Genomic DNA, 25,955 nt, shown 5'->3' on the forward strand with positions numbered 1-25,955 from the left:
CAGCAGATATTTCGACCTGGATACGCTCATCCACGATTACCACCACGTTTCTTACGCTCAGTAGTACGTGACATATCGTACTTTATTAAGCGATGTTCCTTCGCTAAAAACGTACGCATCTCTTTGATTTCATCTGCTTGTGAGTAACCTCGCTCAATGACCTTAATTTCTGCCGTGATTAATGGCATCGCTTCAAGTAATAATTCGGATAGTCCTGCTGCATCAGTTTTCGGATGTTTCGCAATCTTATCCATTACTTTCGCTAATTTGTTCATGTTTTTGTTCATTTCGTTTCCCTCCAGTTGTCTATTAAAATAAAAAAGAGCCGCAATTAGCGACTCCTTAAAACTCAATTTTTCTATTTCTTAACCAAGAACACTTCTTCTGAATGTTCCTTCCTGCAATAACTTTTTACGTCTCCATTGCCATAATAAATCTCCCGATTGTTGTAAGATAGCCGTGTATATTCCGACTTTCGAATTTACCTTCGCTTCTGCTTCTCCGATTGATGCGGCTTTTAACTTCTCATATAGACCTCGAACTTTTCCTACCCCTTTTATATGAGCTGAAGGCGTTTTTGCAATGCTTTTCTCAATTGCTTCTTTAATCGTCGGAAAATGAGATAATAGCTCACGTGCTAACTCACGATCCATATTTTCAAGTTTTCCTTCTAAATAAGAAACAGTCTCGGATAGGCTAGTTCCCATAATTACTTCGGTAACAATTATTCCCGCTTCCTGTCTAATGGTCTCGGCATCAAATTGAGGCTTAGATTTAAGATTTACTAGACTCTCTTCTTTCTTCGCCAGTTCTAAACGCGACTCAAGAGTTTCTTTATAACGTTTTTGTAAATCTGCGAAGTCCTTATCGAATTTCTCAGTAAGCTCTCGAATATCATCCTTCTTAGCAACGTCAGTTAGACGTACATTCTTTTTAATTACAGATTCTTCTTCCTGGAATTGTGAGTAAAGCTGATCCGCTTGTGTTCTCATTTGCATTAATCCAGTATCAAACGGGAAAAGAGCCTTCTTTTCATTAACAATTTCGTCCGCTGCGTGTTCCGCTACCAAGTATATGTGCCCTGCGTATCTATAGCTTCCGTCGACCGTTCCGTTCTCTAACATATAAATATCTTTGTATTGTTTCATGAATAATTCCCTCCGTTATTTTTAATATAGAAACTCTTCATCCTCGTCATCTGACTCTTTATATCCATCTTCGTATTCTGCGTCGTCTTCGTCGCATTCAACGGTTGGCTCCACAAATTCGTACGATCCGTCGTTGTAATGAATCATTATTTCTTTCTCCGGTACTGTACCGTAGTTACCGTAATAAACGTTGACTTCCTCACGGTACAACTCAACTTTCTCTGTCTGCATACGTAACACCTCGCTTCACTTGTATGTCTACTAATTTCAAATCAAACTCTCGGCAAACCGTCATTACTTGTTGCATCACATCGGCTACAGACTTAATGATTTCGTAGTTGTAACGCGAATAAGCGTAATCTCTAATGATTACGCCTGTCTCCGTATCTACTACTTGCCAACATACGACTAGCCCTACTTTAACGTCGCTTCGTAGATGTATTATTGCTACCGCTTCTCTCACTCAACCACTCCTTCTAGTTAAGACATAATTGTGATAGTCTCTTGTAGTTCTCGAAGAAATCGAAAAAGGCGTCCGTAAGCTCAAATTTACTAATTAACTTTGCCTTCACATTGGGAGTAACTTTCAAACTACCTTGTTCAATTCGTCCAATTGTACCGTGAGAAACCTCTAAATACTTTGCAAATTCATGTTGGGTCATTTCTTTATATAGTCGAACTGCACGGAATAACTCATTTTCCATCGTTTTACCTCCTTTTCTTACTTTCACCTTAAAAAATAAGGTGTTTGTCTCTCCCTATATATAAAATCTACTGTGGCTAAATTTATTGAGGCTCACTGCCGGAGTACGGCACTATTCGTTTAGGTTTCCGTCTCCCCCCCATCATTTCACATCTATATCTTGCTCCTTGAATCTCTTCCAACTTATAATGAGCCTTAGGCACTTCATATCTCCATTTCCAACGAAACATTGCTTCTTCCGGCGAATAAAATGGGTATTCAAGCATCCACGCATGTCCGAAATCACTTTTTTTAGGCTTCTTCGGCTTTAATAACGCCGTATCCGCACGTTTCTTCGCTCGCTGCATTGTGTCCCAATCGGTCTTACAACCCTGCCCGCAATTCTTACTGTTGTTGGGTTTAGTCTTGTCTCGAAAGTAATAACCGCAGTACACACACCTTTTTATACGTTTATCCGTTCGGTCGTGTAAGTTACCTTTCATTAATGACTGAATTACGGGGAGTGCGTTTGCCCTCGTTAGTCCCTCCATATACTGCATAGCAAACTCGATAGCCCCTTCGCCTGGATGTCGGTAATTTATGCCACGTGGCATAGTTCCCATCAAACCGCCTCCCTTACGAATTTCGCTCCTGGGGTCATCTTACTAATGCCTAACTCCTTCATAACGCCTTGAACTCGTTCAGTTTGAACTGCTTTATTAAATGTACTTCTTTCTAACTCAAGAGACTGATAGATATACGATTGTTTAACTGTAGCGCCTGTCTCCATCTCTCTAAAGAAGTCGATTATAGTATCCGCTGCCGTCTTCTTACCCGTTAACTTTTGGCTAGTTCTATACGGAATGACCCCGCATCCTTCATACGAGTCTGTTATGTGTTTAATCATATCGTCGTCCTTATTGAAGACGTAGAAATTGACTTCTTCGTCCTTTTGATTAGCCCTTAACCTGTTCGTCTCTTGAATCGTATTTACTGCCATATCTAGCTTTTTATAAGCCTCGACTATGGGGTCTTTAAAGAACAAACCGTTTCTATTCACTTCATATCTCGGCGACAACTCAACGCCTAGCCTGTCCCCTACGGTCGCCTGTGCCTTCGATGGATAATATAGCTCTCCTTTGTGTAAGTTCCCGATATAAATAGCCGTGTTAGCCGTTGTATACTCGTTGGAACCTCGCCCGCCGTCAAAGTGTTTTATACGTATCTTCCCTGCTCGGATTTCATCATCTAATCGATATTCTAGCTCTTTTTTGTACTGCTGATACGTGACAATTAAGACTTGTCCTTCGTGCTTCTCTGCGATTTGCTTACATTCATCGGTAATCGTATCTAGGGCGTGAAGGTCGCTTTCTATGCTTGCCTTTGATAAGTTAAAATCCTTACATACGTGGAAAGTTACGTTTGAGTAGTCCGGCTTTTCGATTGGTTCCATTAAATAAAAGTCATCGCCTGCATATTCGGGATCAATCCGCCCCGTTCCGTCTAAGACGAAACTATTAAACTGTGTCCACTCGTAGTGCATCTTACGGGTAGCTTGGATGTTAACTATTCCACTTCGTACAGAGATCAACCCCCCGCATCTAGTTACGTATTCAAACGCTCGTAATCTAGTGAGCTTTTCGATACTATGTACGCCTGCGAAATGGCGTAATAATTCGCGGGGGAGTACGTAATGACGCTCGACTGGAGTAATACGATCGCGCTCGACAACGTCAGTCGCTTCTATTTGATCCCGTAGCTTATTGATTAATTGGCGGGCTTTTTCGTAGTACCGTTTTATCCTACCGCTAGACCTATAGCTACACGCTCGTATATCGTCGACTAGCTCATTTAATTCCCTCGAAGTTAGTTGATAAGGTACGGTTAAACTCGGCTTCTCATCGATAATTAACGTACGTCTTGGGCGTCTATTTTCCCCTCCGTCCCTGAACGAAGCAAATGTATTTAAGTTATCCTTTAACACTTGCAACTCAAATTGTTTAGTCGTCATGATAACGACGTTATAGTTTGCTTGTGTTGTAAATTGTTCCTCATAATGCTCTCGCGTCATAATAGAGTCGTCGAAGCCTCGAATAGAATAAGCGTAGTTATTTCGGCGTACCAACCGCGCATAATTGGTGGAGTCATGATTAATGTAAGTCGCTAGTCTCTCTATGTCGTCAAGGCGTTCTTTAACGATGATAGCTCCGAATGTATCCGGATAAGTACGTACCATGTAACGAAGGAATATCGATAACATAGTCGACTTACCGAAGCCGGGCGGTGCTGCTACGATTGCCGGACGATCCAACACTTCGGGCCGCTTCCATACTTCGAATATGTTGTGTGCAAAGGTAATGTCTTGGGCTTTCGGTTTTGCTCCGTATACCTGTAGCTCATTAACCCAACCATGAAGTAATTCTGCCGTCTCAATATCCGCCTCACTTATAGGCGAAAAGTTAAATAAGGTCTTCGTTTCGTTAAACGTATTCAATGATTTATCTCTCCTTTTCGTAAATTTATAAACTAGCACGGAGTAAAACAAAGACCCTGCGCCTTCACTTCGTTCGTCGCCATCTCTTATTACTTATCTATATAATCGGAGTAAAGTATCACCGATAATAGAATTAAAGATATAGACGGCGCCGAGTGAAGCGTAGCGAAACGATAGGCGCAAGGGTTTAGTTTGGTCACGTTTTTAAAAAGTGTGTAATCGTTATAGTTATTTAATATTCTTTTCTACACTTTTGTTTTACTCCGCGCCGATTAATGAGTTTAAACTGTTTTTTATACTCTCAACTACACAAAATAACTCAAATTCTTACTAAGAGAATAAAATAACCCCTACTATATATGATGCGTGAGGATAGCAAGTCGCGCAGTCTAGAGTAAACTTTTTTATCTCCTACTTTGTATATAATGCGAAACCTCAGACAAATACACAACGCATTGTAGATTTTTTTGATCCCCTATCTTATAGGACGTGGCGACTCGCAAAATCGCGCGACTTATCGTATGTTTTTTTATTTTTTTATCTTCGACGATATTGAATCTCCGCAAAGTTGCGTAACCCCTCACTATTAATGACGCGAAAACACGTGGAATTACACACTTCTCAGTTAATAAAACGAGTCTTACGTCACTTTCGCGCAGGCTTGTCGATTAATTTCGGTAGTCTATACAAGTTCATTACGTTATAATTAAGACAAACTTATTGCGCAAGTAGTAAATAATCTTGGTAGTCACCGAATTGTTGCTCATCGTAACGCTTGGCAAGGCGTTTGAGCTTGCGTAATACGGCCGTATGATGTATTCCTAATTGATTCGCGATGGCATTCGCAGTCAATCGTTTACCTTCATACGAAAGGAACGCTTTGACGATGGCAGTCGTCTCTGCGTCTAAGGTCTGTCCATGACCGATAAGAGAGTCGATTAACTTCCGTTGATCGGCTTTTTTCGTTTTCATAACTTCTTCTTCTAAATTGTAGTCGTCAGCGATAATATCGAACGTGGCAGCGTCCTCAATATCGGCTCCTGTCCAAACCGATTCGTACATTTCGTAGGTACGTCGTGTTTTTAGCTTCCGTAACAAACCGAAGAAATTCCGCTTCAACGCAACTGCAAAATAGCGTACAAAATGACCTTCGGTAAAACTCTCTAGTGTTTTATATAAGGTATCATCGAATACTGCCGTTATATCATGTTCATTTGCCAAGTAAGTGGTATCGCTCCAATACAATAACCTATTTCGACACACCCTTCGTAAGAGCTTGTACAACTCCGCAAATAGATTTTCGTCCCTTGTAGAAATGTAATCCTTCGCTACTTTTTCGATGTTCTTTATTTCTTCAATACTCAATGTTTATCTCTCCCTTTTGACAATAACTTATTAACATATTCATACATTATCATCTAAATGTGTAAATAATTAGAAAATTGAGCATTTTAATAAATTTACATTTTATGCAATCAAAGGACAAATAAAAAAGGAGTAGCTTTCGCCACCCCTCGGTACTTAATTAGTTACGATTTACTGTTCCTCCGCCTGGATCATACATTCTTAACATTTCTTTATTTGTTGTCTCACTTGCTTGTGTAGTACTAGTAGCTCCGAATAATGCTGCACAAAGAGCTAGTATAGATAATATCTTTTTCATTTTGTTTCCCCCTACATTTCGAATAATATTTTACTTGCATCTTTCAATAGTGGACTTTTCTGTAGATGTTCGTAAGCTAGTCGAGCAAAGAACCTGCTTCCCCCTTTAAGGAAAACTGTAAGCGACTTTAACATTAAGTTATCATCGTTTTCGGCTAGCGCTAGGTAATAATACTGGAAGCCACTCCCCCCTTTCTCTTGAATTAAGTTAACAAGGATATTCTTAGCTAGTTCTCTGTTCCCGTGTTTAGCTTCATAGTGAGCTACCTCGGCTAAATCTGTTTTCTTATTTATTGTAAAAGGTTTGTCCCAAACGTTCGCAATGAACGGGAAGTCTTGGAAGTCAACCTTGTTAATCTGTTCTATTCGATTAAATCTTAACATTTCTTCTCGGTGTTTATGTATAAAATGCATGCATAAGTTAAAATCTTTGTATAGAAATGTCATTCCTATATGGTAGTACGCTCCTGCCTTTACGCCCGTGCTATACTCCGTATTAATTATCTTATGGAATAAAGTTCGGGCTTCATTCGGCTTATTCAAATGGTACAAGTAAGCACAACCAAGTAGTAAATTAATTCTGCACTCATACGAATCATGTAGAAATTCATCTTCGACCTTCTCTAACTCTCGTTTTGCTACTTTAGTCAATTCGAAGATATCTGTGTAGTTTTTACGGCGAAAGTGGTAGTAAATCTCTAATACTAGTTTAAAAAGGCGTGTCTCTCGATGTTTCGGCTTATATTCACGAACTGCCTGTAGAAACTCATCTTCCGGCACATCGGTTAGGTACATCAAATTAATACTGTACGCTTCCGTCCAATCTAGGATTTCACGGTTAGTTGTCTTTTTTAATTTATCGAGTAGTCTTCCTAACTCCGGCGACCGCCCGTTGACAGCTAGATATTCTAACGCTTTTTTACAGTTACCTGGTCGCTCTAAGTTCATGCAGCTTTCGTTTAAGAAGTGCGAACAATCTTCATTTGCGTATTCCGAAAGCAATTCAGAAATACGGTATAAACTAATGAAATTCATTTCGGTACCGTTCCGTAAAAACCTCGTAATTGTTCCTGCTGAAATGCCGACTTTCTCCGAGATAACAACGTTCGGTATCTTGCTATTTAATGAATCTAAAATACTTTCGAACCTGTTAGCGATTAACATATTCTCCTCCCGTTTTTTACCGCTATATATTCTTAGACGCGCATACTATTAAAGTTGCGCACCCCTCCGTTATCTTTTTTGCGGTGTTAATTTTGGTTTCGCTTTATATGCTCCGATTAGACGACGTCTTCTAGTTTGATTTAATAGAATTTTCTAATAATTAATGATAACACTTTACTTCGCTTTGACATAGTACAGTAGAAATTCCGCTAAAGACTTGAATTTACTCACCGTTTCTACCTTAACCGGCTTATCCGAAAAAACGTGAATCCCTAGCAAGTTTTCACCTAAGTTTCTCGTTTCAAGAAACGTTTTCAGCTCATACACACCGATTAAATCATCGTTTGCCGTGAAGAACAATTCCTCGTTTATCATCCATCCCTCTAACATACATGTATCGTAAATATCGTCGATAGGAAATACACGTTCCATTTGAAATACATCACCTGCTTTTAGCTTCATAACGTTTCCCTCCTTAGTTATTTTTCAAGTAATCTGCGTATTTTTCGTATATTACCGCTATTAAAATCGAAGTAGAGACAACACCGAGAATTTCCATCCAGTTCATCGTACGTCCCTCCGTAATGCGTCGTCGAATCCTTTAGCGAAGTCACCGATTTCTTTCCGATACCCTTCACTTTGGCACATAAAGTACCGTACCATCGCTTTGAGTACGACCTCACGCGCCTGGGTTTCGTTAAAGAAGCTACTATATCTTACCGAGTACAAATGATTATCTGTTTCGATATACACGTTAATTTCATAGTGAGCCCAGCCGTTCATTTCGTAGTCTCGACGGCTTGCTTCAAAGTGAATTACGCTACGATCCGTGATATCTTCGGCTAATTGTGCTTTTAATACTGGCGGTAACCCTGCGTACGTTGTTGAATCCTCTTCGCTTAATAACGTTTGGAATTTCTCGATACTCTCCATTTCGATTACCCCTTTCGTATTTGCATTGCGTTTCCGTTCGGTGTTTCGATAGCAAGTCGGAGATTTGTCCCGTAACCTATGCAACCGACGATGATTGCCGTCATCTCAGCTCCATAAAACCACGTACCCCTTTTTCAAAGTGCTTGCTTATACGCCCTTGCCATCGACGTACAAACATCACACTTACTCGCTAGCCTCCAATTACGATTTTCGTATTTATAAATTCATTATAATTACGATTTTCGTATTTAGCAAGTATTAATTTACGATTTTCGTATTTTATTTTATAATAAATATAAAGGAGTTGTTCGAATGGTAAAAGTAAAAATATTACTCAAGGAACAGTTAGATAAGTGCGGATTAACACAGAAGGAGCTATCAGAAGCAACCGAAGTTAGGGCAGCAACTATCCATGATCTCTATCACAATAAAAGCAAACAAATACCGATAAAAGTATTAGAAAAAATTGCGGATGAATTGAACATAAGAGATATGAACAAGTTACTAGTAATAGTAGACACCGAAGACAACACAAACTAATTAACAACTAACATCTAGGAGATTTTATGAAGCAGAAAACAAAACACACTAAAGCAATATTTCTTGGGATTTTATCATTAATTTTAGCATTCTTTCTACCAGCGTTTCTTATGTTGATATTGAGCGATTGGATGCCAAACGAAATTACATATCCGAAGATTTCATCCGTATTCATTTTATCTGTGATGTTGCCTATCACAACCTTTATTTTCTACAGTATTTTAAAGGTCTTTGGGTACAAAGATAAAAAGTTAAAAGGCAGGGGTATTATCGGTATTATAGATTCAATAGTTACCGAATTCCTTCATGCATTCGCGGGTTATTTCGTGATTTCGAAACTAGGATTAACTTCTGTTGAGTTAACACTTATCGGAATTTCACTCGTAGCAATCGTGCACTCAATTATTGGAACGTTATTACGAAGCAAAGTAGAAGAAGTAGGAGAGATGTACCAATAATTCACATTACGGACGCTTATTCAGCGTTCTTTTTTATTATCATGCGGTCTAAACTGAACCTTTACGTAGTGTAAAGTCAAAGCGTTTTGATGATAGCCGGACCAAAAGTGCAGGAGAACGAAGGTTTTCACTAAAAATACGCCCCCCCCTTCAAAATTAGGGTCGAGGTATTTCAACCTGGAAGAAATGTTTCGCAGGCAGGGCGTTAGTAATTTCCGTATCCCTCCCCGCGGGGTTCAAACAAGCACGCAAAAAAAAGCCGGTTACTTCACCGACTCCTCGTATTGCTTCACTAACTTATAAAACGTTGTCTTACCTACCTCGGCGTCACGCATCGCCTGCACCGCCGTTATCTCGCTTGCCTTCCATCGGTTGTATGCGTCGATGAATGCGTCATCGATAACCGCCTTCGGTCTGCCTAACTCCTTGCCTTGCGCCTTGGCATTGGCGATACCTTCCGCTTGTCTCGTATGTATCTTATTACGTTCTTCTTCGGCTACCCACGATAACACTTGCAATACTAGGTCCGCTACGAAGGTACCGACTGAATCTTTATACTTACTCGTATCGAGTAACGGCATGTTCATAACGATAATGTCTGCGCCGATGTCCTGCGTTATCTCCGCCCATTCCTTTAGAATAGCGTTCTTATTACGCCCTAATCGGTCAAGTTCGTGTATGTATAATACGTCGCCTCTACGTAAGCTACGTTTAAGGGTAGTGTATTCCGGTCTATCGAAATCCTTGCCGCTTTGCTTATCGATGAAAATATCACGCTCCGAAATGCCTAACTCTCTTAACGCTGCTAATTGTCTACCTTCGTTCTGATCCTTCGTACTTACACGCACATATCCGAATTTCCTAACTTCGCCCACTATCGTTACCGCCCTTCCGCATTTCCTTAATTTGTTACCTTAAGTATACGGAAATCGTTCGTAAAAGTCAACAAATTAAATGAACGTTCGTTAAGTAACTTTTATACTTAAATGGACGCTGAATAGGCGTATTTATTACCGTTAATCACCCGTTCGTAAAGGTACACTTAAATGGACGATAGTAAGGGACGTAGATGAGCGCTTAAAAACAATAACGAATCCCCTATTCAAAAACAAACTTAAATTTTTTTCCACCTATACTTGTATTTCTCCTAATCAGTTTGTCTATAGTGTAGGGATTTTAATTTTAATACCCTTATCCACGACACTCCGCTTATACATACGAAAAATGCACTTTGTACTTCAAGCTCTTTATTGTGCAAAAAATTTTCTTAAAGTATAAGCTTGCAATTTTTCTATCAAATGGTTGAGATAATTGCGAATCAAAATCATAGGAGGAATATTAATGGAGATTAAAGCTAAGAAAACAGCAACAGGTTGTGAGTTAACTTTTAAGATGAGTGATGAGGTGGTAATAGCTATGTTAACATTGTTATTAGAATTATTTATGTAAGTCACAAAGCGACAGAGGCTACAACTTAACTTCTGTCGCCCCTTATTTAGCTCTATTTTATCAGAGTGCAGGGTCGATGTTTTCGGACTCTTTACGTGGTGAACGCGTCGCCTGTTATTTAATAGAATTAACACTTGCTAATCGGAAGTAAATCGGCATACATTACGCTAGTTCTTTCATTATATAGTCGATAAAATACGTAGTTGCCGAAAAGTTACGTGTGAGCGTGTATCTCGACCGTACGCCTAGCGAAATGTAAACGAAAGTAAAGCGAGGGTCACGCATAACCAACACGCACCTAGTGAAAGTCACAACGAATCACAATAGCTAATATGTATTACTTCTATTATGTAGACGGAAAACATAACGTTGTGATTACTCCGAAAAGTATCGATGACGTCCCCGTCTGATCCGCGCGCCTCGTTTTTACTATAATGTACTATAATCGGACAATTACGTTCTTTCTATATAATGCACCGAGAAACGGTCACTTTAGTTCTACCGTAAAAATTCAGAGATGCCCGTCCGTCTGAATCGTGTGCCTTACGAAATGTGAAGTATTGGGAAGTCGTTGTTTTTCGTTACTTCATTATATACATCGAAAATTGACCACTTCCCATTTAACCGTTGAAAGCGTTCGGAGGGTCACGCGGAAAGGACGTGCGCCTGGTGAAATCTAACTTATAACTCCGATGTACTCCGATTACCTAATCGTATCCCTTCATATAATAGCCTCGAAATTACCTATCGGAGTAAGTACGTGAAAACGACGGTAAAAGTCCGATACAGTCCGATTGAATAATCGTAAACCTACATTATATAGCCCCGTTTTTAGTAATCGGACTCTACGCACTGATTTAGTGCATCGGTTCATTTAAAAATAGGTTCCCTTGACGTCCCACATCGAAAGTGCGTCTACTCTTAGACCCACAAGGGATACGGCGTTTGCGTGTGCGTTTGGGATATCTTATGTAAACGCCTTTTCCGTAAAAAGTAGCATTTTCCATGACTGAACGAAACGGGCACCCATCTTACATTTAATTTCGGAGTACATACTCCATTTTTCGATGAGCAATATTTGCACATCCGATGGGGTCGCGTTTCGCGAGATCACCGCAGAAATAAACGCATACCAACGGGTAGCAGGCGAATCTATATTCGAAATAGGTAGACGGCTAAAGCATGTTAAGGAGAACGATCTAGTGCACGGTGAGTGGGAGAATTGGTGTCAATGTAAACTCGGTATGACCCCTAGACACGTCAAACGTTTTATACGGATATATGATCGGTTCGGTAATCAGACATCGATGTCCGGTTTAGGAGTAGCTGCTTTAGAGCAACTCATTGATTTTACGGAAGAACAACGCAATCAACCGCACACCATTCCGTCAACCGGCGCCACCAAAACGGTAGATGAAATGACGGTACGTGAACTACGTGAGGTTTTCTGTAAATAGTCACACTTTCCGATGAGTAATAATTACACATCGACTAACTTACCTAAATCACTCTACAGTGATTAACCCCTCCGTTAACTACGCGAAGGGGTTTTACTATGCGCCTGTACTTTTTCTATGAACGCTTCTATACTTAGTTCCTGTATGATCCGTAGATTACTGTTTATTGTGTAGGTATGTTCGGTGATTAGGAGTATATTCGGGAATTGCTTCTTATCTTGTGGCTGCCACGGTTCTAATTCCCACTCCCTTGAATGATAATAACGTTCGTATCGCTGTATCTTTGCTTCCATTACTTTATTCGAGTAGACTGATCGTTGTACTTCGATAAGGAATGGTCCATTCATCCATATAGCAAACATATCCGGTTCACACATCCCTTTCGAGTATTTCGGTTCTATTGCTACTGAACGCGGTTTGCTATGTGCACACATCTTCTTGTACGTATCTACTATCGATAAGAAATGCGGGATTTTCTGACTGTCTCTACGTATCGGTGACGGCTTAGCGAAATATACAAACTGTCGGCCATCTTTGTTGACTTCGACCGCTCCTTCAAGGCGTAGTCGTTTCATTACATTATTGCAACAGGTCACTGCCTTTTTCAAACCGGCGAAATGCAAATCGATGATGTCGTCTCTCGATAAACACCGAAAGCGAATCAAGTCGTCTAGGATACGTTTGTCTCTAGTATTCATCGCCCACTACCTCCGTCGAAAGCCTCGAATAGTATATCTTCGTTATCTACTTGCTTAGGCTTCGGCGTTACTTTATACGGGGCAAGTAACACCTTCGCTTTTTCCAAATCTAAGTAAGGTGCTTGTATTTCCGTAAGCTCAACCGACTTCATTAAGAAGCGTCCTTTCTCCGTTAACGATTCCGCCCCAGGTACTCCGATTATCTTCGAGTTAATCAAGTCCGCGCACTTAAAACCCATGCGTACCGTTAAATTGTTCTTTAGCTTGCCGTCGAGTACGTCGGCGTCTGGTCGTTGCATCGATAGTATTAAGAAGACGCCTAACGCACGCCCCACCGCCGATATATCCTCGATTACTTCCATTATCGCTTCTTCTTTTTTCAGGAATGCCACTTCATCTATGCATAAGACAAGGTACGGCAATTTATCCTTTCTGGTACGGTTGTAATCGTCAATATGGCTTAGTTCTGCTTCGTCTAGCAAGTCGCCCCTACGTTCGATTTCTGCGCGTACACTAAAAATCATTTTGGATAATTGGTGTACTCGATTACATACCTCTTCCACATGCGCTACATTACGGAACAAATGAAATTCACTACGTTTCATATCGGCAAGGTATAAGCGTAATTGCGACGGATCGTTATGCAAAATTAACGTAGTCAGTATCGAACGTAACTGCGTACTTTTACCGCTACCCGTTTCCCCTGCGATAAGTAAATGTGGTGACGTCACCATGTCGTAGATAATCGGTGTACCTTCGATACTAGTACCGCAATAAATCGGTAGCAGTACCTTTTTACATAATCTGCTTACTGAATCGTAATCGTAGTCGAACGGTTCTACGTCGATAACTTTCGCTCTTACAGTCAACGTAAACTGCTTTACCGTCCCGTCGAATGAAATATGTTCGCCAAATACTTGTTGAAATACGTACAAGTGCTTATCGAATAGCTGCGGATTGATTCCGTCGGGTAGCGTGAAAGTGTACGTAGTGTAGTCGGTGTGTTCTTTTATCGAATGGATTATCGGTAGTATGTGTAGCTCTTTACCTGCTCCGTTTTTATACTTCAAATAAACGCCGGCTAATTCAAAAGCTTTGACTAACGGTTGTTTTAGTTGATACTGACGATGTAAGTTGCGTAGGTATTGGATCATAAGAACAACTCCACCGCCTTGGCTATTGCCAAGGCCCCGAGTAATACAATCGAACCTTTTACGCCTTTATCAACTGCCTTCGAAGCTAACAAATGACCGTTTGCAATCAAATACTTCTCTACGCTATGTGATACGATTACCAACCCACCTACCAACAACACAACACCTATCATGTTGACTCCTCCCTATTAAACACTTTTTCGAAACCCTGCTACACCACACCTTTAACGGCTTATTACCTTGGTAACGTTACTACGGTAGATACCAAGGTCATTACCTTAGTAAGTACAAGCTAAGTTACTGTGGTACCTACCTTGGTAACCATACGTCAACTTGCGTGCGTTCCTACCTTGGTAGTTACCTTAGTAATATATACCACTAAGTTGGAACAAAAATGCCTGTACATTGGAACTTTTATTTTTATAAAGGTTATACGGTACAAGTATCGAATAGTCTATATAAAAACGAAAGGAGCATGATTAATGGAAAGCCGACTAAGACAAATATTAGACGAACGTGGAATAAAATACTCACATGTTGCCAATAAAATCGGAATGCGAAAAAGTAGAATGACTGATATTGTCGGCGGAGCTACTCCGTCTCTAAAAAACGCTTGTCGAATAGCTAAGTTACTCGATTTATCGGTCGAGTATATTTGGTACGAGAAAGAAGAAACACCGGACACCGCTCAACCTACTAACTCGTAATATAACTTGTCCAACTTACGTTGCAGCACTCCGTAGTAATACGCAAATGTGTTACGAACCCTACCGCCTTTCAACTTACGTATCGTCTGTTTAAATGCGTCTAAGCCAACGTTTAATAACACATCGCTATCGTATGCCATTTCGAGGTAGTACGTGGAAATACGGTAAATGCGGTAGTATTCTTCGATCGTTTTAGCATCGGTAAAGAAGCATTTCACTAAATCCGTGAATCGCTTAGGAACATGATCGCCGACGTATGAGCTGTCAAGCGCGTCCATACGTTTATTTATAATACTGTTAGATTCAGTAAGGTTATTAGCTTTAATAGGTGCGTCAATTGTCGTTGATTGCGGTACTTCTTTCGACGTTTCTTCGGCTACTTCGTTGGCTACCTTCTCCGTTACGTATACATTAAATACGTACACGTTATGTGCTTGATACCCACGTTTTGCGGTATTGTGTACTTCTACTAATCCGAAAGCCTTCGCTTTGCGTAGCATCCTCTCGAACGAGCTACGAGATATACCAATAGTATCGTTATGTGTTGCGGATACTAACGTGCCTATCTTCGCGTTACATACGCCTGGTACCTTTGCAGCAAAGCGAATAAGATGCTTAAGCGCTACTACCTCGGCTTTAGTGAACTCCGCTTTAACGTCAACTAGCCACTGTTCTACGTTATTATTAAAGTCCTTTAGATCACGGAACTGCGACAGATGCTTAAAATTATCGATATGGCCCGCTTGCATGATTACGTCCTCCTCGTAAGAGAACGCCCGGCTAGAATCGCTTACTATGTCACCGAAAAGGGCATAGCTAAATAAGCCTTGTTAACATCCATTTTTTTGGATATAATAAGGGTACGATAAATTTTGTTGTGGGATCATTGGTTATTTGCCGTAACCTACCCACCGAGGGAGCGTCTTTGCCGGACGTTCCTTTTTTATTTGTTTTTTATTTCTTACCTCGTTCTTTTCAACTTCGTTAATGGCGAATACTCGTCGTGACTTCTACGCATTTCCTCAACGTCCATCTGTATGTAACGCCTCATAGTACGTATATCCGATCACCCTCCGATTTTCTGCAACGTGAACGCGTCACAACCGTTTAAAATCATATTCTTAGCCCACGTATGCCTATAAACATGCGCCGTTACCTTCTTGCCCCCTACTCCTGCTTTCTCCGCGTAATGTTTCAACCGCTTGTTAAAGTGATTCGCCCCTAACGGTTCGCCGTAGCTAGATAAGAAAATCCTATCTGTCTTGAAATGCGCTTTATTCTCGCCTATAAGCTGCAACAATAGCTTTGTAACGTGTGTAGATACCGGTACTAACCTCGGTCGTCTATTCTTGCTCTTATCCGACTGTATGGTAATAAACCGTGTCTGAAAGTCAATGTCTGCCGCACGTAGCCCCATTAATTCTTGTATACGTAATCCCGAATCTAGTAACACGTTTATTCCAACGTAATCCCTAAACCCTACGAAATCGCGTAAATCGGGTTGTTGTAATATCGCTTTGACGTCCTCATCGGTAAAACAATTCGTAAGATCGTTCTCGTCTTGGCGAAGTAACTTAATGCGCTCCATCGGATTCACTTCGATAAGTTCCTCACGGTACAAATGATTGAATAACGCACGTATTGTACGTAAGTTAATATTTATCGTCGTATCACTAAGTCCTATCCCCTGCTTGTCCGCATCGATAAACTTATGACCGTCGTAACGTTTCTTATCGTACTTCATGTAATTGATATAGTTTCGGAATACTTCCGTCTCTATTTCGTCGACATACGTCACCTCATAATTTCCGGTTAGCCACTCCGTAAAATAGCGCCACATCTTCGTGTAATCTCTCAAAGTTAAATCTCGACAACCTTCCGCCCGCTTTCCCGATATTACAATATCTACCGCCTGTTGCAACGTCAGTTGCGGGTAGCTCTTACTATTACCGCTAACCTTAGTAACCCGTTGTTTCTTCTTTAACGCCAAAATAAAAGACCTCCCTAACGATTAAATTTCATCGCTAAGAAGGTCGGTATCCACAATCGTATATTGAACGTTTTAGGGTCGTTTATATACCCATCGATACTTGTTTTTGCGCGGTCTAAATCGTGCAATTAACAATCCTCCGCCTCAGTTTTCGACTAGACTATCGTAGTCCAAGGCTTAACACTCTTCTGGCTTACCGGCGTTTGTTGCCGTACGGAATGACGATCCACACCCACATGATGCAATCGCATTTGGATTATCAATTGTAAACCCTCCGCCTAACATCGATTCCTTGTAATCAATGATAACACCTTTTACAATTGGTGCACTCTCTTCGTCTACTAAAATATGCACACCGTAGAACTCTAAGACTGTATCGTCATCCTTCTTCTCTTCTTCAAATCCTAAACCATACGAAAGACCACTACACCCGCCACCATGTACCGCAAGACGAACGAATCCACTTTCTTTCTCTTCTGCTTTTAACATATCTTTAATCTGCAATGCAGCTTGTTCTGTTACTGTAATCATATTCTCTACCTCCTACTTAATAATAAAAGACTCCGTTACAAATCACTTCTGCCGGCCCTTTCATAATGACATTTCCCTCGTTTGTCCATGTAATCATTAAATCCCCACCTGCTAAGTGCACAATAATTTCTTCATGTTTTGCGACTTTCTCCATACACGTTGCAACAACCACTGCGGCACACGCTCCTGTGCCACATGCTTGTGTCACGCCAGAGCCACGCTCCCATACACGGAAATGTATTTCATGTTCATTTATAATTTCAATGAATTCCACATTTACACCGTCAGGGAATAAGTCATGTTTCTCTACAACTGGCCCAAGTATTGTAAGCGGTGCTTCTTCAATCTCTTCAACAAGCGTTACAGCATGTGGATTCCCCATCGATACACATGAGAAGAAATAATCTCTTCCATTAAAAGGTAAAATAACATCACTCTTCTCTCCTGCTACATTTACTGGAATACTAGCTGGCTCAAAACGTGGTACTCCCATATCAACAGATATGAATGTTACCACTCCGTTCTCTACAAACACTTCTGCTGTTACAATGCCAGATAATGTTTCAATTGTAAAGACGTTATCCGTTACTAGATTATGCTCATATGCATACTTTGCAACACAACGAAGACCGTTCCCACAGTTTTTTGCTTCCGAACCATCATTATTGAATACACGCATCTTCACCGCAGCTCGATCAGATGGGCAAATTAAAATCATGCCGTCTGATCCAATTCCTGTGTATATATTCGATACTTTTACCGCAATCGTTACTAATTCCTCTTCTAGCAATGATTCTTTGAACATATTGACGTATATATAGTTATTACCCAATCCATGCATTTTAGTAAATTGGAAACTTCTCATCTTATCACCTGCATTTTTTTATTACACTAAGTATATAATGACTTTCTTTTGTTAACAATGATAACATCCCCCGTTTCTCATTATAAAAAAAGGAGGTTCTACTTATTAGAACCTTCTTTTTTTGTTATTCACTGAATCTTAACCAGAACATTCTACCTAACAAACAGACGCGCAAATAATCCCTTTCACCTATCCATAAAATCAAGTATAATATTCCTAAAGTTCTATCATTATCCAATAAGGAATGATTCATTTGACACTAACGATTGAACCAACATATCAAGTAAACATCCATTGTCCGTTGTGTGAACTATCCTTTTCATCTACGAAAGTACGCAGTAGTCACATTCGTGTGACAACAAGAGATGCCGATTTTTGCACACACTTTGTCGATGAAACGATTAACCCACACCTATATTATGTAAGCGTTTGCCATTATTGTGGCTATGCATCTTCACGACATTTCTCCACAACGTTCCATGAAAAAGCTGTACAAATAATTTACCAATCTATTTCTACACAGTGGAAAGGAAAAAATTATAGTGGGGTTCGAACAACAACAGAAGCTATCGAAACATACAAACTAGCTATTTATTGTGGCATTATCAAAAAAGAAAAACAATATGCGTTAGCAGGATTATATATGCGCTTAGCATGGCTTTATAGAAAAGGACAAGATGAACAGAATGAACATCGCTTCCTATCTCTAGCCTTACAAGCATATCAATCATCTTATACGAACTGTGATTTTGAACATTCGACGATGTCAGAACCACTTATTTTATATATGATTGGTGAACTACACCTCCGTTTAGAGAATATCCCAGATGCCATTCGGACGTTTTCAAAGGTTGTTTCTCATCCATCTAAGAAGATGGAACCTATGATTGTAGAAAAAGCTCGCGATCAATGGCAATTTGTACGCCAGCAACAAAAAAAGCAATAGATAAGAAAAAGATGCACATAACGTGCATCTTTTTGTCTTCAAAACATCGGATTTTCTTCTAGATGTGTATATACATTATCGATTAACTCTTCCGGTGTATCGCCCGTTACAACATCGCCATTTACAAGTGCAAACATTCCCTCATAGCAGATACCACAGTATCCTAGACAACCATATTCCATGACATCTAAGTTCACGTCTCTCTCTAGTGCTTCTCTCGCCTTTTGAGAACCGTTTGCTAAATTACTCACACAAAATTCAATTAATGGTTTGATCATCGTTATCCACCTTCTTTACTACTACTTTTTACTGTACATTTATCTATCTTAATCGTCAACTCCCAAGCGAATTACAAACGTTCAAATAATTGTTAAAAATATATTAATTCGTTATAATTTAAATGAGTTACAATATATAGTTTTCATTTATTTTTTTCCATACAAAGGGGATGTCAGAATGAGAAACCTTGTTATTCTTGGAGGAGGATACGGCGGACTACGAATGGTCCAACGCCTACTTTCACAGAACCTACCTGAACATGTCCAAATCACGCTTATTGATAAGAATCCATATCATTGTTTGAAAACAGAATACTATGCGCTTGTTGCAGGAACTATTTCCGAGCAACATATTCGTGTTGCCTTCCCAGAAGACCCACGTCTTGTGAAGAAATACGCAGTAATAGAAAAAATTGAACTAGCAACGAAAAGTATTCATTTAGAAAACGGTGAAACGATTGCATATGATGATTTGGTTATTGGACTAGGATGTGAAGACAAGTATCATAATGTAGAGGGCGCGCGTGAATATACGTACAGCGTTCAATCAATTGATAAAGTACGCCGTGCATACGAGCAAGTAAACAATCTACCAGCACACTCAACCGTTAGTATTGTTGGAGCCGGGCTAAGTGGTGTCGAGGTAGCAAGTGAACTGAAGGAAAGTCGACCTGATTTAAACATCTTACTATTTGATCGTGGGGATCGAATCTTACCGATGTATCCAGAGAAATTAAGCTATTACGTAGAAGAATGGTTCCATACACACGATATCAAAATTATTCGTCATTCTAACATTACGAAAGTAGAACCAAATCTTCTTTATAATCATGATGAACCAATTGCAAGTGATGCAATTATTTGGACTGCAGGTATTCAGGCCAATGAACTTGTACGAAATTTAGATGCAGAACATGATAAGAGTGGGCGTCTTATCATTACAAAACATCACCACCTTCCAGGTGACGAAGATGTGTATGCATTAGGTGATTGTGCAAGTTTACCACATGCCCCTTCTGCCCAATTAGCAGAAGGCCAAGCTGAGCAAATCGTATCTATCTTATTTAAGAAATGGAATAACGAACTACTTCCTGAAACAATGCCTGCTATTAAATTAAAAGGTGTATTAGGCTCATTAGGAAAGAAACATGGCTTCGGCTTATTAGCAGATCGTCCTTTACTTGGACGTGTTCCACGGTTACTGAAATCAGGAATATTGTGGATGTATAAGTATCATAGGGGTTAAAAAAAAACGGAAGCAAATGCTTCCGTTTTTTAATTTTGTAGTTTTTCTATTTCTTCGTATACATCTTTCAGGCGAGGATTACCTTCTCCAACAATTGTTCCGTTCACAACAATGACTGGATAAAATAAATCTTCGTCCATCACACGCGCTGCGAAATCCTGGCGTTCTACTGATTCATTCCCTACATTGAAAATATCAACATACACGAATGAAATCGCATGCCCCTCATACTTACGGTCTATAGCCGCTTGTAACCATTCAAATGTTTCTGTTGAAGAGGGCATCCCAACACAGCTTGGACATGTTGTTTCTGCACCGTATACGACAAGTTCAATTTTGTTCACATTTTTTCCCCCTTGTATACGAAGGAACACTTCCACACTAAGGAAATTCATCTATCCCTATACTTTATGAGTGTTGAATATATTCCTTCTATGAATAAATTGCATAATGGATTTTTCTCTTTAAACCGATTATAATAAATGAAGAGAAAGGAGTCGATTATTATGACTATGCATGAACAAGTAGCAGAAGTATTAGATAAATTACGTCCATTCTTATTACGTGACGGCGGTGACGTAGAATTAGTGGATATCGAAGATGGTATCGTTAAATTACGTCTTTTAGGTGCTTGCGGTAGCTGCCCAAGTTCTACAATTACATTAAAAGCTGGTATCGAACGCGCTTTACTTGAAGAAGTTCCTGGCGTTGTAGAAGTAGAGCAAGTATTCTAATTCGACACGTATGTTAAACTCCTATCGGATGATAGGAGTTTTTTTGTACACAAAAACCCCTTTGAGATGAAAAGGGGCCTTCTGTTAACACGTCTGTCTCACAATTAACTTTGTCGGTACAATCACACTTTTTGGTGCGGTATCTGGTACCTCAATACGATCAATCACACACTTCGCTGCTTCGTAGCCAAGTTGATAAATATGCACGTCAATTGTTGTTAGAGGTGGACTTGCGATTTCGGATAAAATAGAGTTATTAAAACTTACGACAGAAATATCCTCTGGCACTTTTAGATTTTCTTCACGTAGTGCACTTAACACACCTAAAGCCATCACATCATCTGTTACAACAATAGCAGATGGCAATGTTTCACATGCAAGCAGTTCTTCAACTGCCTGTTTCCCACCTTCTTGGACAAACTCCATGTGCTTAATATACGCTTCCTCTATTGTTAAATCATTCAACTTTAATGCATCCGTAAATCCAGCTAAACGATCTTTCGTTACGAGTAAATCTTTGCTACCACCTACGAATGCAATACGCGTATGACCAAGTGACAACAAGTAATCTGTTACTTCCCTTGTCGCTTTGTAATTATCATTATCTATGTACGTAATATTCTCCATCTCATTCGATGGTTTTCCAATTAAGACGAACGGAAAATTATTTTGTAGTAAATATTGAATAATTGAATCATCTTGTCGCGAGTATAACACGACAATTCCATCTACTCGCTTTCCTTGCACCATCTTTACAACATCACGAAAAATCTCTTCTTCCGTTTCTCCTGTTGTCATATATAACGAATAATCTTTCACATGTGCAAACGTACTAATCCCACGAATTACTTCTGGGAAGAACGGATTTAAGAACGTCTTATTGGCAGAACTCGGCATCACAAGACCAATGGCCTGTGTCGATTGATTCGCTAAGCTCCTTGCATTGAAGTTCGGATGATATCCTAGTTCATCCATCACTTTGCGGATACGTTTCTTCGTCTTTTCACTAATGCTTGGACTATTCGCAATGACGCGTGATACAGTAGATGGCGCGACATTAGCTATTTTTGCCACATCTTTAATTGTAACAGCCAAATCACAAACCACCTTTCTTCTCTTTCAGTTGCTACTCTTTATTATTTTCACACAATCTGTATATTCTGTATACCATTTAGTCCATGAAAAAAGAAAAATAACCTTATACTATATAAGGTTATCTTCCTTATAACCACTCTACTTTTCGAATATTCAACTTGCCAATTGGCAGCTGAATCATGTCATAAAATCCCCCTAAAAAACGTTGATGATCTGCTGCACTATCGACAATCTTCTGTAACTTCCGCTCTCGCAGTGCTTTTTTTCCTTCATCCTCTACTGAATAATATCCTTCTACTTCTTCAAAATAATGAAGGGGAAACAACAACCTTGCATACATTAAGCGCCATGCGAATGAAGAGAGTGGCATCACTTGTTCATACTCATTTAGAAAGCGAATAATTTCCGTTGATTCCTTGTTCGTAAACAAAGCAGAACGAACCCATTCAGCAATATCACGTCCTGGATGATCGTATACCCATTGAAATGGTACTTTCACCCGCTGATACTCATTCATTGTATGACACGCATATTTTTGGTAACAGACAGTCGCACCGTCAAATGCCTTTGGTTGGTCATCTAATTCTGTGTCTACAATATACTGGATAGCGTTTTCTGTTAAACCAAGAAAATAAGGAAAACTAGATACAAACAACATATCAAACGAATCATTCGGATGGTTAATTACTTTCGATTGCCAGAAGCGCTCTAATTGTTCTAATCGTGTCTCCCATAGCGTCTTCCATTGTCCAATTCGATTTAATTGTTCTACCTTCTCAGAAAAATGTTTACCACGATAATGAAAGTATGCGAGCTCTCTTCCTTCGCCTTCCCATTGTCGCGTACCATGACGATTACACTTTACTAAAATGTAATCTTTTCCTTGTATCTTACTAACATAATAACCGTGTACATTTGGTACAAACGTTGTTACCATCATATCGCCTTGCGCAATCATATAGTCGCCTAATTTCTTGATTTCGGTTAATTCCTCTTCCTTTCTTCCTAGGAGAGGAACAAGAATATATACTTTATTTCGGATCCAGAACCCTTCATATATACCCATACGGATAAGCTCTGCCGCATGTAGCCCATAATTAGAATAGATCTCGTTAATCATCAGCCTCGCCTACTCTTTTTGTACTCATTATATGAAAAATTTTTTGTAACATGATGAAAAACTGTGCAGGATGAATTTATATATGTTTTACTAGAAAGGAGGAGTTTTTCACTCACATATTCTCATTTGTAACGTATAAAATATTAAAAAAGAAAAACAGGTGATAATAATGGACGCACAAAATAAACAAAGCAAATTAGGAGAAACAGCATTACAGCTTTTAACTGAAAGAGGCGTATCAATTAACGATATTGCAGAATTAGTATTCTTCCTTCAAGAGAAGTATCATCCTAACTTACAAATGGATGAATGTCGCCATAACGTTCTACGTGTCTTATCAAAGCGCGAAGTACAGAACGCGGTTGTAACAGGAATTCAATTGGATATTCTTGCAGAAAAAGGACTCCTAGATGCACCTTTACAAGATATTATCAAAACAGACGAAGGGTTATACGGAATCGATGAAATCATTGCGCTTTCTATTGTTAACGTGTATGGCTCAATTGGTTTCACAAACTTCGGATACATCGACAAGTTAAAGCCAGGTATTTTAGCCAAATTAAACGACAAATCATCTGGTGCGTGTCACACATTCTTAGACGACATTGTTGGAGCTATCGCAGCAGCTGCCTCTAGCCGTCTGGCACACCGTGCAGCAAACGAAGCGTAAATCTATAGAAGCAAAAAGGAGTTGTATGTCAATTGATGACATACAACTCCTTTTTTATTTGTTCTGCTAAGATATTTCGGCAGCTTCAATCTTCTTTCCTAGCTTAAATATCCTTCTAGTTTTAATAAATATTCTTTGCGCCATAAACCACCTTCATAGCCAACAAGTTTACCACTTTTGCCAATAACACGATGACACGGAACGATAATGGCAATTGGATTTCGGCTATTTGCTCCTCCAATTGCACGGACTGCTTTTTCATTCCCTATTTTCTGAGCGATATCCAAATAACTAACGATTTCTCCATATGGAATTGTCTCCAATGCTTTCCAAACTTGCTGTTGAAATACGGTACCTGATGACTGGATAAGTGGAATGGTAAATGTTTGTCTGCTTCCCTTAAAGTACTCATCAAGCTGCGTAATACACTGGGCCACAGCTTCACTTTCTCCTACTGGCTGATGCTCTTCCTCCTCATCCATAAAACGTACAACTTCAACGCCCTTTTCATCGCCAACTACTTCAAGCCAGCCAATTGGTGTTTCATAATACATGCGTGAACAATTATCCATATTCATCCTCCAATTAGTTACAACCTACATCGAAGGGATCCATTCTTCCAATGAATGAACGACATGCGTCGGTTGTACATTATATCCTGTTAACGTCTCTACCGTCGTGACACCTGTATGCACGAGTAACGTATCCATACCTGCATTCATACCTGCTAAAATATCTGTATCATAGTTATCACCGACCATTAATGTATCTTCTTTCGTCGTACCAAGTACTTTTAATGCTTGTTCCATAATAATTGATTCTGGTTTTCCGATAAATGTTGGCTGAACAAGCGTTGAAACAGTAATAACTGACGTTAACGATCCATTTCCTGGCAATAACCCACGCTCTGTCGGAATTGCAATATCTGCATTTGTTGATAAGAATGTCGCACCGTTACGTACAGCTAAGCACGCCCTCGCTAGCTTCTCATACGTAATATCACGATCAATACCCATTACAACATGAGTTGGATTCGCTTCTGTGAGATCAAAGCCTTTCTCTGTTAAAGCATGATGTAGACCTTCTTCACCAATAACATATACACGTGCATCTTGTTGCTGCTCATATATATAATTAGCTGTTGCTATACTTGTTGTAAATACTTGCTCTGGTGTAGCTTGAATATCAAACTGCATTAACTTTTCTGCTACTTGCTCTGGTCTTCTCGAGGAATTATTTGTCACGAATAGGTAAGGGATGTTACGCTCATGTAGTGCTCGGACGAAGTGGCTTGCTGCTTCGATTCTTTCTTCTCCACGATACATCGTACCGTCTAAGTCAATTAAGTATCCTTTGTATTGTTTCATCTGTCTAACGTCCTTTCTTCTAAAAACATAACTACCCTTTTTAGCTTAACCCTTTTTTTGCAAATAGAAAAGCCCACCTGGCATTTATCCACGTGGACTTTTTCTTTATGGCTTAAAAGCAGAGACAGGTCCCAATTCTTTCTCTAAATAACGGCGAATATCTGCTGGAAATGCGTCTAATGTCTCATACTCTCTCTTATAGACTTCTTCTACTAATTCATGCGAAATAGCAACGTATTCTTGCACTAACATTTTACGGAGCCCAATAACATGTTTAAGCGCTTCCGCCCCTTTGCATGTAATTACTTTCTCATCTTCTAAAATATCGATAATATCTTCATAACTTCCGGGATCACGCATAATGAACCCGTCAATCATCATATTCCCAACATCCAAAATACTCTCAATACTAATATGAACAATTCTTTCTAACGCTAAGTTATATAACGGCTCACGATTCCACTCATACGTCGTAAACGTAACGACCATCTTCTCTAGGGTTTGCAACGTTGCTTCTATCTTTTCTCGATCAACAAAGTACATCTTCTTCCATCCCCCAACTTGTAA

At 39.6% G+C, this 25,955-nt stretch carries 34 protein-coding genes and 1 pseudogene; 8 read left to right on the forward strand and 27 right to left on the reverse strand.

What is annotated here, in order from left to right:
- Nucleotides 1-26: 26 nt before the first annotated feature.
- The 12 genes from IEV41_RS16090 to IEV41_RS16145 all read right to left on the reverse strand — a co-directional run bounded on the left by IEV41_RS16090 (nucleotide 27) and on the right by IEV41_RS16145 (nucleotide 8,083).
- Nucleotides 27-287 (reverse strand): hypothetical protein, encoded by a 261-nt coding sequence (locus tag IEV41_RS16090; RefSeq protein ID WP_188389534.1) that lies wholly within the window; start codon nucleotides 285-287, stop codon nucleotides 27-29.
- 78 nt (nucleotides 288-365) lie between these two features.
- On the reverse strand, nucleotides 366-1,148 hold the full coding sequence (locus IEV41_RS16095) for a hypothetical protein (protein WP_188389535.1): 783 nt from the start codon (nucleotides 1,146-1,148) through the stop codon (nucleotides 366-368).
- Nucleotides 1,149-1,169: 21 nt separating this feature from the next.
- Nucleotides 1,170-1,379, reverse strand: a complete 210-nt coding sequence (locus IEV41_RS16100; RefSeq protein WP_188389536.1) for a hypothetical protein — start codon at nucleotides 1,377-1,379, stop codon at nucleotides 1,170-1,172.
- Nucleotides 1,360-1,611, reverse strand: coding sequence for a hypothetical protein (locus IEV41_RS16105; RefSeq protein WP_188389537.1), 252 nt, complete (start codon nucleotides 1,609-1,611; stop codon nucleotides 1,360-1,362). Before IEV41_RS16105 ends, IEV41_RS16100 begins: the two co-directional genes overlap by 20 nt.
- 13 nt (nucleotides 1,612-1,624) lie before the next feature.
- Nucleotides 1,625-1,852 (reverse strand): helix-turn-helix domain-containing protein, encoded by a 228-nt coding sequence (locus IEV41_RS16110; RefSeq protein ID WP_188389538.1) that lies wholly within the window; start codon nucleotides 1,850-1,852, stop codon nucleotides 1,625-1,627.
- Between the two features lie 82 nt (nucleotides 1,853-1,934).
- Complete coding sequence (locus IEV41_RS16115; RefSeq protein WP_188389539.1) at nucleotides 1,935-2,453, reverse strand: hypothetical protein; 519 nt, start codon at nucleotides 2,451-2,453, stop codon at nucleotides 1,935-1,937.
- Nucleotides 2,453-4,324 (reverse strand): hypothetical protein, encoded by a 1,872-nt coding sequence (locus IEV41_RS16120; protein ID WP_188389540.1) that lies wholly within the window; start codon nucleotides 4,322-4,324, stop codon nucleotides 2,453-2,455. Before IEV41_RS16120 ends, IEV41_RS16115 begins: the two co-directional genes overlap by 1 nt.
- A 717-nt stretch (nucleotides 4,325-5,041) precedes the next feature.
- Nucleotides 5,042-5,689: a sigma-70 family RNA polymerase sigma factor gene (locus IEV41_RS16125; protein ID WP_188389541.1), complete on the reverse strand. Its 648-nt coding sequence runs from the start codon at nucleotides 5,687-5,689 to the stop codon at nucleotides 5,042-5,044.
- 160 nt (nucleotides 5,690-5,849) lie between these two features.
- Nucleotides 5,850-5,987 (reverse strand): hypothetical protein, encoded by a 138-nt coding sequence (locus IEV41_RS16130; RefSeq protein ID WP_188389542.1) that lies wholly within the window; start codon nucleotides 5,985-5,987, stop codon nucleotides 5,850-5,852.
- Between the two features lie 11 nt (nucleotides 5,988-5,998).
- A complete protein-coding gene (locus IEV41_RS16135) occupies nucleotides 5,999-7,150 on the reverse strand; it encodes an AimR family lysis-lysogeny pheromone receptor (RefSeq protein WP_188389543.1) in 1,152 nt (383 codons plus the stop codon).
- Nucleotides 7,151-7,324: 174 nt separating this feature from the next.
- Nucleotides 7,325-7,612, reverse strand: coding sequence for a hypothetical protein (locus tag IEV41_RS16140; protein ID WP_188389544.1), 288 nt, complete (start codon nucleotides 7,610-7,612; stop codon nucleotides 7,325-7,327).
- A gap of 102 nt (nucleotides 7,613-7,714) precedes the next feature.
- Nucleotides 7,715-8,083: a hypothetical protein gene (locus IEV41_RS16145; protein ID WP_188389545.1), complete on the reverse strand. Its 369-nt coding sequence runs from the start codon at nucleotides 8,081-8,083 to the stop codon at nucleotides 7,715-7,717.
- Between the two features lie 312 nt (nucleotides 8,084-8,395).
- On the opposite strand from IEV41_RS16145, the gene IEV41_RS16150 reads away from it, so the two are divergent.
- Together IEV41_RS16150 and IEV41_RS16155 are read left to right on the forward strand one after the other, a co-directional pair.
- Entirely contained in the window at nucleotides 8,396-8,623 is a 228-nt protein-coding gene (locus IEV41_RS16150) for a helix-turn-helix domain-containing protein (protein ID WP_188389546.1), read from the forward strand.
- A 26-nt stretch (nucleotides 8,624-8,649) separates the two neighbouring features.
- Entirely contained in the window at nucleotides 8,650-9,081 is a 432-nt protein-coding gene (locus IEV41_RS16155) for an MFS transporter (RefSeq protein WP_188389547.1), read from the forward strand.
- A gap of 263 nt (nucleotides 9,082-9,344) precedes the next feature.
- On the opposite strand, the gene IEV41_RS16160 is transcribed toward IEV41_RS16155, so the two are convergent.
- The gene (locus IEV41_RS16160; protein ID WP_188389548.1) at nucleotides 9,345-9,956 is read right to left on the reverse strand and encodes a recombinase family protein; all 612 of its coding nucleotides are present in this window, start codon (nucleotides 9,954-9,956) and stop codon (nucleotides 9,345-9,347) included.
- A 1,641-nt stretch (nucleotides 9,957-11,597) separates the two neighbouring features.
- Between IEV41_RS16160 and IEV41_RS16165 the strand changes: the two genes are divergently transcribed.
- Complete coding sequence (locus tag IEV41_RS16165) at nucleotides 11,598-11,987, forward strand: DUF3102 domain-containing protein (protein WP_188389549.1); 390 nt, start codon at nucleotides 11,598-11,600, stop codon at nucleotides 11,985-11,987.
- Between the two features lie 74 nt (nucleotides 11,988-12,061).
- On the opposite strand, the gene IEV41_RS16170 is transcribed toward IEV41_RS16165, so the two are convergent.
- Genes IEV41_RS16170 through IEV41_RS16180 form a run of 3 tightly spaced genes read right to left on the reverse strand, consistent with a single transcriptional unit; the run spans nucleotide 12,062 to nucleotide 14,012 of the window.
- Nucleotides 12,062-12,685, reverse strand: coding sequence for a replication-relaxation family protein (locus IEV41_RS16170; RefSeq protein ID WP_188389550.1), 624 nt, complete (start codon nucleotides 12,683-12,685; stop codon nucleotides 12,062-12,064).
- Nucleotides 12,682-13,839, reverse strand: coding sequence for an FtsK/SpoIIIE domain-containing protein (locus IEV41_RS16175; RefSeq protein ID WP_188389551.1), 1,158 nt, complete (start codon nucleotides 13,837-13,839; stop codon nucleotides 12,682-12,684). The genes IEV41_RS16170 and IEV41_RS16175 overlap by 4 nt, the downstream gene beginning before the upstream one ends.
- Nucleotides 13,836-14,012 carry a hypothetical protein gene (locus tag IEV41_RS16180; protein WP_188389552.1) on the reverse strand — a complete coding sequence of 59 codons (177 nt, stop codon included), beginning with the start codon at nucleotides 14,010-14,012 and terminating at the stop codon, nucleotides 13,836-13,838. The genes IEV41_RS16175 and IEV41_RS16180 overlap by 4 nt, the downstream gene beginning before the upstream one ends.
- A 309-nt stretch (nucleotides 14,013-14,321) precedes the next feature.
- Here IEV41_RS16180 and IEV41_RS16185 point away from each other — a divergent pair, with 309 nt between their 5' ends.
- Complete coding sequence (locus IEV41_RS16185) at nucleotides 14,322-14,546, forward strand: helix-turn-helix transcriptional regulator (protein WP_188389553.1); 225 nt, start codon at nucleotides 14,322-14,324, stop codon at nucleotides 14,544-14,546.
- On the opposite strand, the gene IEV41_RS16190 is transcribed toward IEV41_RS16185, so the two are convergent.
- The 4 genes and pseudogenes from IEV41_RS16190 to dapF form a co-directional block, all read right to left on the reverse strand.
- Nucleotides 14,528-15,295, reverse strand: a complete 768-nt coding sequence (locus tag IEV41_RS16190) for a hypothetical protein (protein WP_188389554.1) — start codon at nucleotides 15,293-15,295, stop codon at nucleotides 14,528-14,530. The genes IEV41_RS16185 and IEV41_RS16190 overlap by 19 nt on opposite strands.
- A 212-nt stretch (nucleotides 15,296-15,507) precedes the next feature.
- Nucleotides 15,508-16,536, reverse strand: a pseudogene (locus IEV41_RS16195) (tyrosine-type recombinase/integrase).
- A 177-nt stretch (nucleotides 16,537-16,713) separates the two neighbouring features.
- A complete protein-coding gene (locus tag IEV41_RS16200) occupies nucleotides 16,714-17,067 on the reverse strand; it encodes a HesB/IscA family protein (protein ID WP_188389555.1) in 354 nt (117 codons plus the stop codon).
- Between the two features lie 16 nt (nucleotides 17,068-17,083).
- Nucleotides 17,084-17,932: a diaminopimelate epimerase gene (gene dapF / locus IEV41_RS16205; RefSeq protein ID WP_188389556.1), complete on the reverse strand. Its 849-nt coding sequence runs from the start codon at nucleotides 17,930-17,932 to the stop codon at nucleotides 17,084-17,086.
- A gap of 253 nt (nucleotides 17,933-18,185) precedes the next feature.
- Here dapF and IEV41_RS16210 point away from each other — a divergent pair, with 253 nt between their 5' ends.
- The gene (locus IEV41_RS16210; protein WP_188389557.1) at nucleotides 18,186-18,878 is read left to right on the forward strand and encodes a DUF2225 domain-containing protein; all 693 of its coding nucleotides are present in this window, start codon (nucleotides 18,186-18,188) and stop codon (nucleotides 18,876-18,878) included.
- Between the two features lie 38 nt (nucleotides 18,879-18,916).
- Here IEV41_RS16210 and IEV41_RS16215 read toward each other — a convergent pair whose 3' ends face one another.
- Entirely contained in the window at nucleotides 18,917-19,156 is a 240-nt protein-coding gene (locus IEV41_RS16215) for a YuzB family protein (protein WP_188389558.1), read from the reverse strand.
- 178 nt (nucleotides 19,157-19,334) lie between these two features.
- Between IEV41_RS16215 and IEV41_RS16220 the strand changes: the two genes are divergently transcribed.
- The gene (locus IEV41_RS16220; RefSeq protein ID WP_188389559.1) at nucleotides 19,335-20,402 is read left to right on the forward strand and encodes an NAD(P)/FAD-dependent oxidoreductase; all 1,068 of its coding nucleotides are present in this window, start codon (nucleotides 19,335-19,337) and stop codon (nucleotides 20,400-20,402) included.
- Nucleotides 20,403-20,431: 29 nt separating this feature from the next.
- Here the strand turns inward: IEV41_RS16220 and IEV41_RS16225 are convergent, their stop codons facing one another.
- Nucleotides 20,432-20,746 carry a YuzD family protein gene (locus IEV41_RS16225; RefSeq protein ID WP_373284261.1) on the reverse strand — a complete coding sequence of 105 codons (315 nt, stop codon included), beginning with the start codon at nucleotides 20,744-20,746 and terminating at the stop codon, nucleotides 20,432-20,434.
- A gap of 138 nt (nucleotides 20,747-20,884) precedes the next feature.
- Here IEV41_RS16225 and IEV41_RS16230 point away from each other — a divergent pair, with 138 nt between their 5' ends.
- Nucleotides 20,885-21,136 (forward strand): NifU family protein, encoded by a 252-nt coding sequence (locus tag IEV41_RS16230; RefSeq protein WP_373284262.1) that lies wholly within the window; start codon nucleotides 20,885-20,887, stop codon nucleotides 21,134-21,136.
- Nucleotides 21,137-21,220: 84 nt separating this feature from the next.
- Here the strand turns inward: IEV41_RS16230 and IEV41_RS16235 are convergent, their stop codons facing one another.
- A complete protein-coding gene (locus tag IEV41_RS16235; RefSeq protein WP_188389562.1) occupies nucleotides 21,221-22,231 on the reverse strand; it encodes a LacI family DNA-binding transcriptional regulator in 1,011 nt (336 codons plus the stop codon).
- A gap of 127 nt (nucleotides 22,232-22,358) precedes the next feature.
- A complete protein-coding gene (gene yutH, locus IEV41_RS16240) occupies nucleotides 22,359-23,351 on the reverse strand; it encodes a spore coat putative kinase YutH (protein WP_188389563.1) in 993 nt (330 codons plus the stop codon).
- Nucleotides 23,352-23,520: 169 nt separating this feature from the next.
- Here yutH and IEV41_RS16245 point away from each other — a divergent pair, with 169 nt between their 5' ends.
- Entirely contained in the window at nucleotides 23,521-24,021 is a 501-nt protein-coding gene (locus tag IEV41_RS16245; protein ID WP_188389564.1) for a phosphatidylglycerophosphatase A family protein, read from the forward strand.
- A gap of 98 nt (nucleotides 24,022-24,119) precedes the next feature.
- Here the strand turns inward: IEV41_RS16245 and IEV41_RS16250 are convergent, their stop codons facing one another.
- The 3 genes from IEV41_RS16250 to IEV41_RS16260 all read right to left on the reverse strand — a co-directional run bounded on the left by IEV41_RS16250 (nucleotide 24,120) and on the right by IEV41_RS16260 (nucleotide 25,931).
- Entirely contained in the window at nucleotides 24,120-24,593 is a 474-nt protein-coding gene (locus IEV41_RS16250; protein WP_188389565.1) for a methylated-DNA--[protein]-cysteine S-methyltransferase, read from the reverse strand.
- A 24-nt stretch (nucleotides 24,594-24,617) separates the two neighbouring features.
- Nucleotides 24,618-25,388, reverse strand: a complete 771-nt coding sequence (gene nucF / locus IEV41_RS16255) for a 5' nucleotidase NucF (RefSeq protein ID WP_188389566.1) — start codon at nucleotides 25,386-25,388, stop codon at nucleotides 24,618-24,620.
- A gap of 105 nt (nucleotides 25,389-25,493) precedes the next feature.
- Nucleotides 25,494-25,931 (reverse strand): DUF86 domain-containing protein, encoded by a 438-nt coding sequence (locus IEV41_RS16260; protein WP_188389718.1) that lies wholly within the window; start codon nucleotides 25,929-25,931, stop codon nucleotides 25,494-25,496.
- Nucleotides 25,932-25,955: the final 24 nt, after the last annotated feature.

Source organism: Priestia taiwanensis (genome assembly GCF_014638355.1).
GTDB lineage: Bacteria > Bacillota > Bacilli > Bacillales > Bacillaceae_G > Priestia_D > Priestia_D taiwanensis.

Bases quoted from the DNA above. Each gene is read 5' to 3' on its own strand.
- IEV41_RS16260 (WP_188389718.1), bottom strand. From the start codon at position 25,931: ATGTACTTTGTTGATCGAGAAAAGATAGAAGCAACGTTGCAAACCCTA.
- IEV41_RS16245 (WP_188389564.1), top strand. From the start codon at position 23,521: ATGGACGCACAAAATAAACAAAGCAAATTAGGAGAAACAGCATTACAG.
- IEV41_RS16220 (WP_188389559.1), top strand. From the start codon at position 19,335: ATGAGAAACCTTGTTATTCTTGGAGGAGGATACGGCGGACTACGAATG.
- IEV41_RS16100 (WP_188389536.1), bottom strand. From the start codon at position 1,379: ATGCAGACAGAGAAAGTTGAGTTGTACCGTGAGGAAGTCAACGTTTAT.
- IEV41_RS16095 (WP_188389535.1), bottom strand. From the start codon at position 1,148: ATGAAACAATACAAAGATATTTATATGTTAGAGAACGGAACGGTCGAC.
- yutH (WP_188389563.1), bottom strand. From the start codon at position 23,351: ATGATTAACGAGATCTATTCTAATTATGGGCTACATGCGGCAGAGCTT.
- IEV41_RS16165 (WP_188389549.1), top strand. From the start codon at position 11,598: ATGAGCAATATTTGCACATCCGATGGGGTCGCGTTTCGCGAGATCACC.
- IEV41_RS16115 (WP_188389539.1), bottom strand. From the start codon at position 2,453: ATGGGAACTATGCCACGTGGCATAAATTACCGACATCCAGGCGAAGGG.
- IEV41_RS16215 (WP_188389558.1), bottom strand. From the start codon at position 19,156: ATGATCAAACCATTAATTGAATTTTGTGTGAGTAATTTAGCAAACGGT.
- IEV41_RS16110 (WP_188389538.1), bottom strand. From the start codon at position 1,852: ATGGAAAATGAGTTATTCCGTGCAGTTCGACTATATAAAGAAATGACC.
- IEV41_RS16250 (WP_188389565.1), bottom strand. From the start codon at position 24,593: ATGGATAATTGTTCACGCATGTATTATGAAACACCAATTGGCTGGCTT.
- IEV41_RS16155 (WP_188389547.1), top strand. From the start codon at position 8,650: ATGAAGCAGAAAACAAAACACACTAAAGCAATATTTCTTGGGATTTTA.
- IEV41_RS16200 (WP_188389555.1), bottom strand. From the start codon at position 17,067: ATGATTACAGTAACAGAACAAGCTGCATTGCAGATTAAAGATATGTTA.
- IEV41_RS16150 (WP_188389546.1), top strand. From the start codon at position 8,396: ATGGTAAAAGTAAAAATATTACTCAAGGAACAGTTAGATAAGTGCGGA.
- IEV41_RS16185 (WP_188389553.1), top strand. From the start codon at position 14,322: ATGGAAAGCCGACTAAGACAAATATTAGACGAACGTGGAATAAAATAC.
- IEV41_RS16175 (WP_188389551.1), bottom strand. From the start codon at position 13,839: ATGATCCAATACCTACGCAACTTACATCGTCAGTATCAACTAAAACAA.
- IEV41_RS16090 (WP_188389534.1), bottom strand. From the start codon at position 287: ATGAACAAAAACATGAACAAATTAGCGAAAGTAATGGATAAGATTGCG.
- IEV41_RS16145 (WP_188389545.1), bottom strand. From the start codon at position 8,083: ATGGAGAGTATCGAGAAATTCCAAACGTTATTAAGCGAAGAGGATTCA.
- IEV41_RS16130 (WP_188389542.1), bottom strand. From the start codon at position 5,987: ATGAAAAAGATATTATCTATACTAGCTCTTTGTGCAGCATTATTCGGA.
- nucF (WP_188389566.1), bottom strand. From the start codon at position 25,388: ATGAAACAATACAAAGGATACTTAATTGACTTAGACGGTACGATGTAT.
- dapF (WP_188389556.1), bottom strand. From the start codon at position 17,932: ATGAGAAGTTTCCAATTTACTAAAATGCATGGATTGGGTAATAACTAT.
- IEV41_RS16180 (WP_188389552.1), bottom strand. From the start codon at position 14,012: ATGATAGGTGTTGTGTTGTTGGTAGGTGGGTTGGTAATCGTATCACAT.
- IEV41_RS16170 (WP_188389550.1), bottom strand. From the start codon at position 12,685: ATGAATACTAGAGACAAACGTATCCTAGACGACTTGATTCGCTTTCGG.
- IEV41_RS16135 (WP_188389543.1), bottom strand. From the start codon at position 7,150: ATGTTAATCGCTAACAGGTTCGAAAGTATTTTAGATTCATTAAATAGC.
- IEV41_RS16140 (WP_188389544.1), bottom strand. From the start codon at position 7,612: ATGAAGCTAAAAGCAGGTGATGTATTTCAAATGGAACGTGTATTTCCT.
- IEV41_RS16230 (WP_373284262.1), top strand. From the start codon at position 20,885: ATGAAGAGAAAGGAGTCGATTATTATGACTATGCATGAACAAGTAGCA.
- IEV41_RS16190 (WP_188389554.1), bottom strand. From the start codon at position 15,295: ATGCAAGCGGGCCATATCGATAATTTTAAGCATCTGTCGCAGTTCCGT.